This is a genomic window from Paenibacillus mangrovi (assembly GCF_022898935.1).
GTDB lineage: Bacteria > Bacillota > Bacilli > Paenibacillales > Paenibacillaceae > Paenibacillus_AQ > Paenibacillus_AQ mangrovi.
On the sequence record NZ_JALIRP010000001.1, the window covers coordinates 504610 to 516623 of the forward strand.

Annotated in this window: 14 protein-coding genes; 12 read left to right on the top strand and 2 right to left on the bottom strand. The window is 51.0% G+C overall.

Features of this window, described 5'->3' with window-relative positions; translation table 11 throughout:
- Positions 1 to 151: 151 nt before the first annotated feature.
- Both rsmD and coaD read left to right on the top strand, forming a co-directional pair.
- A complete protein-coding gene (rsmD, locus tag MUG84_RS02205; protein WP_244718967.1) occupies positions 152 to 766 on the top strand; it encodes a 16S rRNA (guanine(966)-N(2))-methyltransferase RsmD in 615 nt (204 codons plus the stop codon).
- Positions 753 to 1244, top strand: a complete 492-nt coding sequence (coaD, locus tag MUG84_RS02210; RefSeq protein ID WP_244718970.1) for a pantetheine-phosphate adenylyltransferase — start codon at positions 753 to 755, stop codon at positions 1242 to 1244. Before rsmD ends, coaD begins: the two co-directional genes overlap by 14 nt.
- On the opposite strand, the gene MUG84_RS02215 is transcribed toward coaD, so the two are convergent.
- Positions 1245 to 2465 (bottom strand): nucleoside recognition domain-containing protein, encoded by a 1221-nt coding sequence (locus MUG84_RS02215; protein ID WP_244718973.1) that lies wholly within the window; start codon positions 2463 to 2465, stop codon positions 1245 to 1247.
- 100 nt (positions 2466 to 2565) lie between these two features.
- On the opposite strand from MUG84_RS02215, the gene MUG84_RS02220 reads away from it, so the two are divergent.
- Positions 2566 to 3606, top strand: coding sequence for a SepM family pheromone-processing serine protease (locus tag MUG84_RS02220; protein ID WP_244718976.1), 1041 nt, complete (start codon positions 2566 to 2568; stop codon positions 3604 to 3606).
- On the opposite strand, the gene MUG84_RS02225 is transcribed toward MUG84_RS02220, so the two are convergent.
- Positions 3603 to 4841: a nucleotidyltransferase gene (locus MUG84_RS02225; protein WP_244718979.1), complete on the bottom strand. Its 1239-nt coding sequence runs from the start codon at positions 4839 to 4841 to the stop codon at positions 3603 to 3605. The genes MUG84_RS02220 and MUG84_RS02225 overlap by 4 nt on opposite strands.
- Before the next feature lie 156 nt (positions 4842 to 4997).
- On the opposite strand from MUG84_RS02225, the gene MUG84_RS02230 reads away from it, so the two are divergent.
- From MUG84_RS02230 to fabF, 9 genes are all read left to right on the top strand, one after another.
- Positions 4998 to 5507 carry a YceD family protein gene (locus MUG84_RS02230; RefSeq protein ID WP_244718982.1) on the top strand — a complete coding sequence of 170 codons (510 nt, stop codon included), beginning with the start codon at positions 4998 to 5000 and terminating at the stop codon, positions 5505 to 5507.
- Positions 5508 to 5570: 63 nt separating this feature from the next.
- Entirely contained in the window at positions 5571 to 5744 is a 174-nt protein-coding gene (gene rpmF, locus MUG84_RS02235; protein ID WP_036645943.1) for a 50S ribosomal protein L32, read from the top strand.
- Between the two features lie 206 nt (positions 5745 to 5950).
- Positions 5951 to 6529 (top strand): transcription factor FapR, encoded by a 579-nt coding sequence (gene fapR, locus MUG84_RS02240; protein ID WP_244718985.1) that lies wholly within the window; start codon positions 5951 to 5953, stop codon positions 6527 to 6529.
- 1 nt (position 6530) lies between these two features.
- Positions 6531 to 7541 carry a phosphate acyltransferase PlsX gene (gene plsX, locus MUG84_RS02245; protein WP_244718988.1) on the top strand — a complete coding sequence of 337 codons (1011 nt, stop codon included), beginning with the start codon at positions 6531 to 6533 and terminating at the stop codon, positions 7539 to 7541.
- On the top strand, positions 7538 to 8527 hold the full coding sequence (locus tag MUG84_RS02250; protein WP_244718991.1) for a beta-ketoacyl-ACP synthase III: 990 nt from the start codon (positions 7538 to 7540) through the stop codon (positions 8525 to 8527). The genes plsX and MUG84_RS02250 overlap by 4 nt, the downstream gene beginning before the upstream one ends.
- Before the next feature lie 45 nt (positions 8528 to 8572).
- Positions 8573 to 9496, top strand: coding sequence for an ACP S-malonyltransferase (fabD, locus tag MUG84_RS02255; RefSeq protein WP_244718994.1), 924 nt, complete (start codon positions 8573 to 8575; stop codon positions 9494 to 9496).
- A gap of 48 nt (positions 9497 to 9544) precedes the next feature.
- A complete protein-coding gene (gene fabG, locus MUG84_RS02260) occupies positions 9545 to 10294 on the top strand; it encodes a 3-oxoacyl-[acyl-carrier-protein] reductase (protein WP_244718996.1) in 750 nt (249 codons plus the stop codon).
- A gap of 100 nt (positions 10295 to 10394) precedes the next feature.
- A complete protein-coding gene (gene acpP / locus MUG84_RS02265) occupies positions 10395 to 10628 on the top strand; it encodes an acyl carrier protein (protein WP_019638123.1) in 234 nt (77 codons plus the stop codon).
- A gap of 139 nt (positions 10629 to 10767) precedes the next feature.
- Positions 10768 to 12006 carry a beta-ketoacyl-ACP synthase II gene (gene fabF, locus MUG84_RS02270; protein WP_244719052.1) on the top strand — a complete coding sequence of 413 codons (1239 nt, stop codon included), beginning with the start codon at positions 10768 to 10770 and terminating at the stop codon, positions 12004 to 12006.
- The last annotated feature ends 8 nt before the right edge of the window (positions 12007 to 12014 follow it).

Genomic DNA, 12014 nt, shown 5'->3' on the forward strand with positions numbered 1-12014 from the left:
ACATCCCTTGCCAAAATTAGATGACCGAGTCTCCATTTTTCAAATTCGGGTTGGTTGTGGTACGATAATCGTCAGAAATAGACAGTATTCATATGATTTTATCTAATGAATATGGACAACGATTTTTATACTTAGAATGGGTGAGCATAACATGAGAGTGGTATCGGGCAGCGCTAAAGGCAGACCGCTAAAACCGGTCCCAGGTATGGGTACGCGGCCTACAACGGATAAGGTCAAAGAAGCAATTTTCAGCATGATTGGTCCCTTTTTTGACGGGGGTACGGCGCTGGATTTGTTTGCTGGCACAGGCGGATTGGCGATTGAAGCCTTAAGCAGAGGCATGGACAAGGCTATTTTTATTGATATGGATCCAAAAAGCATTGAAACCGTCCGCGCCAATCTGAAGGCAACCAAGCTGGAGGGACAGGCCGAGGTGTACCGCAATGAAGCGGAGCGTGCGCTTAAGGTATTGGCCAAACGCGAAGTATCGCTGGATGTTATATTTCTGGACCCGCCGTACCGGATGAAGAATGGGGACAAGCTAATGGACATCATGCATGAACAAGGTATGCTCAAAGACGGCGCAACGATCGTTCTTGAACATGAATCCGGCTATGAATATCCAAGTGAATTCGGCCTCTTTTCTTGTATTCGGCATGCGGTGTACGGGGAAACGGCGGTTTCCATTTATAAATACAACGATATCGAAGCGGCCTTGTCCGAAGACGAAGCCGCCGGGGAGGAAGATCAAGATGTCAGAGAATAAACGGGTGGCTGTATATCCAGGCAGCTTCGATCCAGTCACCATGGGTCATCTGGACATCATCCAGCGAGCGGCAAGGCAGTTTGATGTGCTTATCGTGGCCGTGCTTAACAATCGCAGCAAGCAGCCGCTTTTTTCAATTGAAGAACGTATGGATCTAATCCGTCAGGTGACTGCCCATCTTCCGAACGTGGAAGTGGACAGCTTCCGGGATTTGACCGCGAACTACGTGAAGCACCGGAACGCGCAGGCGATTGTCCGTGGTGTGCGGTCCTTAACGGATTTTGAGTATGAATTCCAAATGGCGTCGACGAACCATAAATTGAATCCTGATGCCGAAACCGTCTTTATGATGACGAATCTCAAGTATTCCTATGTAAGCTCCAGTATTGTTAAAGAGATTGCGGCTTTTCAGGGCGATGTGAAGGATCTGGTTCCTCCTGAGGTGGAAAAAGCACTGCGCTTGAAATACAACAATTAATTAACGGGGACTTTTCCGGTAAAAACGCGTCAGCATAAACAAAAGGGAACTTCCGAGCATGATGATCAGCAGAATACCCTGCCACTCAAGGAGCTTCGGTACAGCTTTCCAGAGGGTGAAGCTTCCGTTTATATCAGCTGGAAGATCCCCGCGGTTGTTGTATGCCAAGCTTGTGTTTTTCGGGAGATATAAGGTAAAAGGCCAAACAAGCCAGGTTGCAGCAAAAGCGATCGCGCCGTGGAGAAGGCGAATCAGCGCGAAACGAAGCCAGTGACTGCCGGCTTTGCGGAGAACCGACATGGATTGCAATAGAGCGCTGATGCCGCTGAGCCCCAGCAGGGCCGAGATGACGGACCATTGCAGCCTGTCTGAGGAGAACGCCGCTGTGCTGGCTTCCCGTGCTCCGAGATGCACTTCAAACAACCCAGAAAGCCAGTAGGCTGGGAAGTATCCGTGAAGAAACCGGCTGGCAATCTGAATGACAACTGCAAAAATGATGATATATCCACCGACCATCATCAAGGTCTGAACGGCATTCGTAACGGAATCTCCCAGCAGTCTGCCGAAGCTGCGGCCGTCCTTGGCACGTGCCTGCTTGGCTGAATCCAGAGAGCGGTGAACCAGGGAGCGGCCTTTCTTGCCTTTAGATTTCTTATCAGGAGCCTGATGGACAGAGCCGCCTGCTGAAGTTTTTCCGATCCGGCCCGCAAGCAAAAAAGCTAGCAATCCGGATAACCAGTGCACTGCAAGGGCGATATATCCAGCCGCCGGCTCATGCATCAATCCCGTTGCAATCACGATCAGTATAAGCATGGGATTGCAGAAGTGGGCAAGTGCCGCGAGTTTATTCGTGTCCTTGGCGCTCAAATCTCCTTGATCGTACAGCTGCCTTGCCGCCTGGGCGCCTCCGGGAAAGCCGGTCGTCATGCCCATTGCGAGCACCCAGCCGCCGATTCCAGGGAGCTTGAAAAGCCGGTTCATCAGCGGTTCAAGCCATGTCCCAAGGGCATGCACCCAGCCATATGCAATAAGCATTTCAGACAATACAAGAAAAGGAAGCAGCGCCGGAAATACAATCTGCCACCATAGCTGAAGACCCTGGAGAGAAGCCTGAAATGCGGGGGCAGGGGAACTGACAATGGAGGCCACGAGCGTAAGTGCGCCCGCGCCAAGCAGAAATGTGGAAACGAGCGTGAAGTGGAGAGGAGCTTTTTTTTTCATGATTTCACCTCTTCTGAGTAAACATAACTAGTACCCAATCTATGCGGGTAAGACAACCATAAGACCAGGGAGCAGGATGGGAATGAGAGAAGGGAATAAGATGCAGCAATCGAAAAAAAGGGAAGGCCTACGCCTGGTCCTCTACCTTTTCATGGTAGTCCTACTGGTGTACGTAACGGTTTATATGCCAACTCCGTATATGATCTACCAGCCGGGAAGCGCGGATGTGGTTAAACCGATGCTTTCGGTGCAAAAAGGGGATCAGGAAGAAAAAGGTACATTTATGATGACAACCGTATCGGCCAGCTACGCCAATCTTGTCATGCTTGTAGCTGCGGCTTTTAATCCAAATGCCGAAATCACTAAAAAGCAGGAGAGGCTCGGCGACAAAAGCGAGGATGAATATGCTGCAGAACAAGTGTATCTCATGAGCGATTCGCAATCTTCTGCGATGGAAGCGGCATACCATGAGGCTGATGTTCCATACAGCATCGTACCCCAGTATTTGTTTGTTTTCTCTACACCAGAGGGTGACGAAGCACGGAAAAATTTCAAGCCCGGCGACAAGCTTCTTGAGGTAGATGGTAAGCCGGTAACGGACAACGAGAGCTTGATAAAGATTCTTAATACGAAAAAGGTGGGAGATCAGGTCACCGTGAAGCTAATCCGCGGCGATAAAACGCTGGAGGAAAAAGTGAATCTGATCGAGATTAAGGACAAGGATACAAATCAGACCCGTCCGGGGCTCGGAGTGACCATTGCTACGATGCAAAAAGTGGAATCAAAGGATCCAGGTCTGCAGGTGAATTTTGAAAATACCCGCGTCGGTGGACCCTCAGCAGGACTTATGTTTACGATGGAGATTTACAACCAGCTAACGGAGGGCGATCTGACCAAAGGCTATCAGGTTGCCGGAACAGGAACGATCGATAAAAACGGTAACGTGGGCCCGATTGGCGGAGTTCAGCATAAAATCGTCGCCGCCGACCGGAAGCATGCAGAAATCTTTTTTGTTCCCAAGGATAATTACGAGGAAGCCAAAGCCAAGGCCGATAAAATAAAAACCGACATGAAGCTCGTGCCGGTGAGTACGCTGGAGGACGCCATTCATTATATGGACGGCCTGCAGGCCAAATCTTAATTGAATAATCGGATCGGGGCTTCCAAGTAATCTCTGAATATGCTGTGCATCTCAGGGCTCGGAAAGGCATTGGCGTAAGCGGCGGAAGCTCTGAGGTCCAGCTCCAGCTGAGGATGCTCGAATGAAGACGGCTTGACGATTACAGGCAGAGAGGCCGTCTTCTTCATTTTTTTCAGAAGCATTTGCCCGCCTCTACTGAATCCAAGTACACGCAGATATCCGGGACCATGGGCAAGGGCAGAAGGAGACATTTGAGCTTTGGTATGGCGCAGCAGAATGTGGGCTAGCATCCGCTGCAGCTTCGTATGCGTGTAGCGTTTGGTCTTCAGCGCCTGCAGCAGCTCGTCTACCTTCGGTTCCTTCAAGGTGTAGATGAGACGCTGCAGGCGGTGTTCCAGCCCTTCTGTGACCTCATGGAGGCTTGCGAGATCCTGCGGAGAGCTGGTGAGAAGCAGATGCATCAGCACCCCGCGGAAGGAATCCCAGGTTACAGGCCCGCGGCCTTCGCGGAATTCACGGCTAAGTATGCTGAGCGTGGACTCTGGCAAATAAGGTGCTGCCGCGCTCAAATCCTGCGTAAGCAGCATGCGGCGGACAGCCGTAGCGCTGGCAACAGCCGAGTGGGCTGGCATTTCGTCATGATATCCGGCATGAATTCTTGGAATGGTAAAAGGGCGGATCGGACTTTTCAAACGGTTCAAGGCAATTAGATAATGCAGGCCGAGCGTATGGTTAGGCTTCTGGAGCACCTGAAGAACCTCGCTCTCCTCGCCCGGGAACCCGGCCGCCGCGGCGGCAGCCCTACTGTATGCAGCAGGGTAATTCATCCCTTCGCGCAAATGAAAGCTGATCCGCTCCTGCAGTTCCGGGCTTTCCTCCGCGAGTGTGTGGGAGAGAGGAAGCAGCAGATCGAGCGTGCCGCTTTCCGTTCCGAAGCAGAGGCTGTCCACGACGCCTGTAGCATGGAGAAGGGCGACACCGCCGTACGCAAACCATTCCGCGGGCTGGGTCGCATAAGCTGCCGGAAGCTCGATCACAAGATCCGCTCCCATGGCAAGTGCCATTTCCGCCCGTGCAAATTTGCTTACGATTCCAGGCTCGCCGCGCTGAAGGAAAGGACCGCTTAGAATAGCTACGGAATATTCTGCGCCCGAAATTTCTTTGGCTCTGGTATAATGATGGACATGACCGTTATGTAAAGGGTTGTATTCGACGATTAATCCGACAGCTGACACAGAATGTTCAACTCCATCCGTATGTTGATTCTTTCATCTTATCATAAAAGTTTGCCATCCCTGCAACAATAACTATTGTGGCAAGTAAAGGTCAAACTATTGACAAAGCTTCCCGTAAATCGGTATAATAATTTTTGTTTGTTTGGAGTGATATATATGCACTTTCAATTTAGAAAAATGGCAGCCAGCAGCGAGCCGCTGCAGGTCCGTCAGCAAGTGGATGTAAGCCGTTTAGTTCAAGGACTTGGCGATATCAAGGTACCTCAGCCGCTTCTTGCGGAGCTGAAGGCAGCTTATGTCGGTCAAGATACGGTAGATGTGCATGGAAAGCTCTCTGTAGAGCTGGACATGTCTTGCTCCCGCTGCTTGAAACCTGTGCAACAGCATCTGAACATTCCATTCCACGAGCAGTTCAAGCTTGTGAAGCCTTCTGAAGAGATTCAGGACGAGGATGACGATACCATTTATGTGGATGAAGAGAATGTGGATCTTGTTCCATATGTGGAGGAATCATTCGTGCTTCATATTCCGATGACCGTCGTATGCAAGGAAACTTGCAAGGGCCTGTGCCCGAACTGCGGAACGGACTTGAATGAAGGCACCTGCGACTGCGACACGGAAGTGGTAGATCCACGGCTTGCGGGGCTAAAAGACTTTTTCAAATGAGCATGCAAGCATTTTACCGGGGCGTTTAAAGCCTTCGGTTTATTGAAATAAGGAGGTGGGAACATGGCAGTACCTCAACGGAGAACGTCCAAAACACGTCGTGACAAACGTCGTACTCACTTTAAACTGGCGGTGCCAGGCATGGTGAAATGTGAACAATGCGGAGAATTGAAGCTTGCTCACCACGTATGCAAAGTGTGCGGAACGTATAAATCAAGAGAAATTATTTCGCAGTAATGCGGAAAATCAAGTAGTACTTCATCTATGGTGAGGTGCTATTTTTTTTGTCTGCCCTTTCTTTTTAGCTTGTCATGCTTTATACTGTTTTAGTACCAGGTTCTAAATAGATACGGAATAATTGAGCTTTTTCATTCTATCCATGACGGCCCTCAAAAGCCTGACTCATAAAAAATAAAGCATAGGAGGTGCCTCTGATCGAACGGTTGCCCAAGAAACAGCGACATCAGCATCTATTGAAACTTATTGAAGCAAATCCGTTTGTGACGGACCGTGAATTGACCCGCGAGCTGAAGGTCAGCATTCAGACCATCCGTTTGGATCGTATGGAACTCGGAATACCGGAGCTTCGGGAACGCATGAAACAAATGGCCGAGCATTCGTACGACCAGGTGCGTTCGCTGCCACTGGATGAAGTGGTCGGTGAGGTCGTGGACCTGCAGCTGGACAAGAGCGGCATCTCCATTTTTGAAATACGGGAAGAGCATGTCTTCTCCCGAACCCATATCGCGCGTGGACATTATGTCTTCGCCCAAGCGAACTCGCTGGCGGTAGCGCTCATTGACGATGAGATTGCACTTACGGCATCGGCGGATATACGATTTTTGCGCCAGGTTCATTTGGGAGAGAAATGTATTGCCAAAGCGTACGTAAGATCAATGAACGGGCAAAAGGGAAAAGCTAAAGTAGAAGTGTTTACTTACGTGGGTGAGGAAATGGTGTTCCAAGGCAATTTCGTCATCTACCGGTCAACAGGGGAAGATAACATTGAAGGGGGAATGTAGTATGCGGATCGCCATCGACGCCATGGGCGGCGACAACGCTCCTGAATGCAATGTCGAGGGAGCCTTGGCCGCAGCAGCGGAATGGAAGGATACACATATTATTCTGGTGGGGGATGAATCCAAGATTGGGCCTTTGCTCAGTAAAAATGGTGGACAGGTTCCTTCGAATATCAGTGTTCAACATGCAGGGGAAGTTATCGGGCCTGAAGATGAGCCTGTGAAAGCGGTGCGGCGTAAAAAGGATGCTTCCATGGTCGTAGCCGGACGCATGCTTAAAGAAAAAGAGGCCGATGCGATGATCTCAGCCGGCAATACCGGGGCGCTGATGACAACAGGGCTTCTGGTTGTCGGACGTATGGAAGGCATTGAGCGGCCCGCCCTCGCTCCTATGATCCCGACGCTGGATGGCGCCGGTGTACTGGCGCTCGATCTTGGCGCCAACATGGACGCCAAACCCGAGCATCTTGCACAATATGCTCTAATGGGCAGCCTGTACCGGCAAAAGGTTATGCGCGTTGAGCGGCCGCGCGTGGGTCTGCTCAACGTAGGCACCGAGCCAGGCAAGGGAAATGAGCTGACGAAGCATACGTTCCCGCTGCTGGAGCAGATGCCGATCCATTTTGTTGGCAATGTGGAAGCGCGTGATATTATGAGCGGAAACTGCGATGTGCTGGTGTGCGACGGATTTGCCGGGAATATCCTGCTCAAGTCGATCGAAGGCACGGCTGGAGCCTTGTTCAAGCTTTTGAAGGAACAGTTCAGCCAGAATCTCAAAAGCAAACTGGGTGCAGCCATTCTGATGCCGCAGTTACGCGGACTCAAGGATAAGCTGGATTACAAGGAGCATGGTGGTGCGCCTCTCCTCGGTCTCAGCGGACTCGTTGTCAAAAGCCACGGCTCTGCAGATGGTAATGCCATTAAAAATTCTGTGCGCCAAGCGAGAATCGCGATTGAAAACCAATTGGTTGAAAGTATTTCAAACGAAATCAGCGGGAAGAGAGTGACGATATGAGTAATTTACGGCCAGTAGGCATCATTGGCACAGGGATGTATGTACCGGAGAAGATTTTGACCAATGCTGACCTCGAGAAAATGGTGGAAACGAACGATGAGTGGATCGTATCCCGTACAGGCATCCGGGAACGGCATATCGCGGCTCCAGATCAGGCTACTTCCGATTTGTGTTATGAGGCTGCGGTAAAAGCGTTGGCATCTGCCGGGATGACGGCAGATCAGCTGGATCTGATTATCATCGCAACCGTAACGCCAGATACATTCTTTCCATCGACCGCTTGCATCCTGCAGGATAAGCTGGGCGCAAAGCAGGCAGCGGCATTCGATATGTCCGCAGCATGTTCCGGATTCGTATACGGGCTCGCAGCCGCCCGCAACTTTATCAGCACAGGTATGTACAACAACGCTCTGGTCATCGGTGCCGACTGTCTGTCCCGGATTACGGATTACACGGACCGCAATACCTGCGTACTCTTCGGCGACGGAGCAGGTGCTGTCATTCTCGGCGAAGTGCCGGAAGGCCGCGGTTTCCAATCCTTTGATCTTGGCGCTGAAGGGGCTGGAGGCAGCCTGCTGAAACTCGAAGCCGGTGGCTCCAGAATGCCGTCCTCTGCAGAGTCCGTTGAGGGCAAGAAGCATTATATCTATATGAATGGTCGCGAAGTGTTTAAATTCGCAGTGCGCGTCATGAACACGGCTACGGGGGAAGTTCTGAAGAAGGCGGGCAAGACCAAGGAAGATATCGATTTGTTCGTACCTCACCAGGCTAATATCCGGATCATTCAATCCGCTATGGAACGACTTGATCTGTCCCCTGACAAATGCGTTGTCAATGTGGATAAGTACGCGAATACTTCAGCTGCCTCGATTCCACTGGCGCTGGTCGAAGCGGCCGAGCAGGGACGCATCAAGGAAGGCGACTGTGTGCTGATGGTTGGTTTTGGCGGCGGTCTGACTTGGGGAGCATCCGTTCTGATCTGGTAATCATTTATATATTTTTGAACCATATGTAGTGAGAGGAGCCGTAAGATGGGTAAAACGGCATTTGTATTCCCTGGACAGGGGACCCAGTCCGTTGGAATGGGCAAGGATTTTTACGAGGCGGTTCCCGCTTCTCGTGAAATGATCGACAGCGCGGACCGCGCGCTGGGATTCTCGTTGTCCTCGCTTATGTTTGAGGGTCCGGATAGCGAGCTGAAGAAAACTTACAATACACAACCTGCGCTGCTTACAGCGAGTGTTGCTGCTCTTGCGGCTTTACGCGAGAAGGGCGTAACCCCGGATTATGTGGCGGGTCACAGCCTTGGGGAATACAGCGCGCTGGTTGCAGCAGGAGTTCTCAGCTTTGAGGACGCGGTGACTATTGTGCGCGCCCGCGGCGAGTATATGGAGGCCGCTGTGCCAGGTGGTCAAGGTGCCATGGCAGCTGTACTTGGCGCGGACCGCGCAGCACTAGAGGAGCTCTGCCGCAGCATCACCGAAGGCGGACAGCTTGTTGAAATGGCGAACATTAACTGCCCAGGGCAAATCGTGGTATCCGGATCCAAGGAAGGCGTTGCTGCTGCAGCTGAGAGAGTCAAGGAAGCTGGCGGCAAGAGAGCCATTCCGCTTGAAGTCAGCGGACCGTTCCATTCATCCTTGATGAAGGAGGCTGCGCAGCGCCTCGGCGACAAGCTTGCGGCTGTATCCTTCCAGGAGCCGATCGTGCCGGTTGTGGCCAATGTCACGGCGCGTCCGGCCGATAGCGCGGAACATATCCGCGGACTTCTGGTGGAACAGGTGTATTCTCCTGTACTTTGGGAGGACACGGTTGCGTATCTGATCGCTGAAGGTGTCGATACATTTGTTGAGATCGGACCGGGTAATGTATTAACCGGTTTGATCAAGAAAATGGACAAGACCGTAAAGCTCATCAATGTGAATACTTTGGAGAGCTTATCGGAAAATTTCTAGAACCTTCATGAAGGTACACCGTATACCAAGAAGAAAGGAGAATAATGCATGTCCAAACCATTGCAGGGGCAAGCTGCGCTTGTAACCGGAGCATCCCGTGGAATCGGCCGCAGTATTGCGCTGGCACTGGCTGAAGCCGGGGCCAACGTTGCCGTGAACTACTCGGGAAGCGAGGCTGCAGCGCAGTCTGTAGCCCAGGAAATTAAGCAGCTTGGTGTTGAAGCGTTTGCCATTCAGGCGAATGTAGGCCAGTCCGACCAGGCCGAGCAGCTCATCAAAGAGGTTGCGAACGTGTTCGGCCGGATTGATATTCTGGTGAATAACGCCGGCATTACCAGAGACAACCTGATTATGCGCATGAAAGAGGAAGAGTTCGATCAAGTCATTGAAACGAACCTCAAGGGCGTATTTAATTGTCTCAAGTCTGTCAGCCGTCCGATGATGAAGCAGCGTTACGGCCGCATCATCAACATCTCGTCGGTTGTCGGCGTGCTTGGCAATGCCGGTCAGGCTAACTATGTCGCGGCCAAAGCCGGCGTCATCGGTTTGACTAAATCGTCTGCGCGTGAGCTTGCTTCGCGCGGCATAACGGTCAACTGTGTGGCTCCAGGCTTCATTGACACCGACATGACACGCGAGCTTTCTGAAGACCTGAGAGATAAAATGATTCAGGATATTCCGCTTGCCCGTCTTGGACAGCCGGAGGAAATTGCCAAGGTTGTGGTTTTCCTGGCTTCCGAAGGGGCATCCTATATGACAGGACAGACTCTTCATGTAGACGGCGGCATGTATATGTAATACCCACAGACAGGCTGAAAAGCCTGCAAGAGAACCGTTTTCATCGCCTCTGGCATTTTGAAAACTTTTCTCGTATAATACCAAAGAGGAGGTGAACCGGATGTCCGATGTATTGGAGCGTGTAAAGCGCATCGTCGTGGATCGTTTGGGTGCTGACGAAGCTGAGGTAACACTGGAAGCATCTTTTAAAGATGATCTTGGTGCTGATTCTCTCGACGTTGTTGAACTAGTAATGGAATTGGAAGACGAATTTGATCTGGAAATCTCAGATGAAGATGCAGAGAAAATTACGACCGTAGGTGAAGTTGTAAATTACATACAATCTCATACCTAAGTCATTTGATAAGTCCCGTACTGCTATACAGGCGGGACTTCTCCTCATTTTTTGAAAGTGAAACCGCGAATAACATGAATATAATTGCATTGGAACAATATCACATTGGTACATGCAGTCGATATAGAGGTGAGTGTATTTGAAACATAGAGTGGTTGTTACCGGAATGGGCGTTATGACGTCACTCGGCCATGACCTGGATACGTTTTGGAATAACTTAATGGCTGGCAAATCCGGCGTTTCCCGGATCGAATCCTTCGATGTCAGCGAATACCCTACACAAATAGCAGCTTCGATTAAAGACTTCAATCCTGAAGAATTTATGGATCGCAAGGAAGCTCGTAAAATGGACCGCTTTGTTCAGTTAGCGGTTGCTGCTGGGAAAGCTGCAATGGAGAACAGTGGCCTGGATATCCAGAAGGATGCTGATCCTGACCGCGTAGGTGTTTCCATTGGTTCGGGTATTGGCGGACTGGGAACTTGGGAAGACCAGCATAATATATTGCTTGAAAAAGGTCCAAAGCGCGTCAGTCCTTTCTTTATTCCAATGATGATCGCCAATATGGCTTCAGGCCAACTGTCCATCATGCTTGGAGCGAAAGGTCCGAATACGACACCAGTGACGGCGTGCGCGACAGGATCACATGCTATTGGAGATTCGTACAAGCTAATTCAGCGCGGCGATGCCGATGTCATGATCTGCGGCGGTGCGGAAGCGACAATCCGTCCGACAGGCATGGCCGGTTTCTGTGCGATGCGGGCTATGTCCACACGCAATGATGATCCCGAGAAAGCAAGCCGTCCATTTGACACGGAGCGTGATGGGTTTGTTATGGGTGAAGGTGCCGGGATTCTGATTCTGGAATCTCTTGAGCATGCGCAAAAACGCGGAGCTCATATTATCGCGGAAGTGCTCGGTTACGGCCTCAGTGGAGACGCTCATCATATGACTGAGCCCGATCCTGACGGACCGGCACGCTGCATGACTATGGCCCTGCGCGACGCCGGACTTCAGCCGGAGGATGTGGATTATATTAATGCCCACGGTACTTCGACGCCGGTAGGCGATCGTTCCGAAACTATTGCGATCAAAAAGGCTCTGGGAGATCATGCTTATAAGGTAGCTGTCAGCTCGACCAAATCCATGACCGGCCATCTTCTTGGTGCCGCCGGCGGTGTGGAGGCCGTTATTTGCGGAATGTCGCTGCAGCATCAAAAAATTGCGCCAACGATTAATTTGGACAATCAGGATCCAGAATGTGATCTGGACTATGTTCCGAATCAAGCTCGCGATGCGAAGCTGGATGTTGTTATGTCCAACTCCTTTGGCTTTGGCGGTCATAACGCCACGATTATTCTTAAAAAATTCGATGAGTAAGGGGACGA

What these genes read in the sequence shown, in the direction of transcription:
- rsmD (WP_244718967.1), top strand. Translation starts at nt 152, where the DNA reads ATGAGAGTGGTATCGGGCAGCGCTAAAGGCAGACCGCTAAAACCGGTC.
- coaD (WP_244718970.1), top strand. Translation starts at nt 753, where the DNA reads ATGTCAGAGAATAAACGGGTGGCTGTATATCCAGGCAGCTTCGATCCA.
- MUG84_RS02215 (WP_244718973.1), bottom strand. Translation starts at nt 2,465, where the DNA reads ATGAAAAAAAAAGCTCCTCTCCACTTCACGCTCGTTTCCACATTTCTG.
- MUG84_RS02220 (WP_244718976.1), top strand. Translation starts at nt 2,566, where the DNA reads ATGCAGCAATCGAAAAAAAGGGAAGGCCTACGCCTGGTCCTCTACCTT.
- MUG84_RS02230 (WP_244718982.1), top strand. Translation starts at nt 4,998, where the DNA reads ATGCACTTTCAATTTAGAAAAATGGCAGCCAGCAGCGAGCCGCTGCAG.
- rpmF (WP_036645943.1), top strand. Translation starts at nt 5,571, where the DNA reads ATGGCAGTACCTCAACGGAGAACGTCCAAAACACGTCGTGACAAACGT.
- plsX (WP_244718988.1), top strand. Translation starts at nt 6,531, where the DNA reads ATGCGGATCGCCATCGACGCCATGGGCGGCGACAACGCTCCTGAATGC.
- MUG84_RS02250 (WP_244718991.1), top strand. Translation starts at nt 7,538, where the DNA reads ATGAGTAATTTACGGCCAGTAGGCATCATTGGCACAGGGATGTATGTA.
- fabD (WP_244718994.1), top strand. Translation starts at nt 8,573, where the DNA reads ATGGGTAAAACGGCATTTGTATTCCCTGGACAGGGGACCCAGTCCGTT.
- fabG (WP_244718996.1), top strand. Translation starts at nt 9,545, where the DNA reads ATGTCCAAACCATTGCAGGGGCAAGCTGCGCTTGTAACCGGAGCATCC.
- acpP (WP_019638123.1), top strand. Translation starts at nt 10,395, where the DNA reads ATGTCCGATGTATTGGAGCGTGTAAAGCGCATCGTCGTGGATCGTTTG.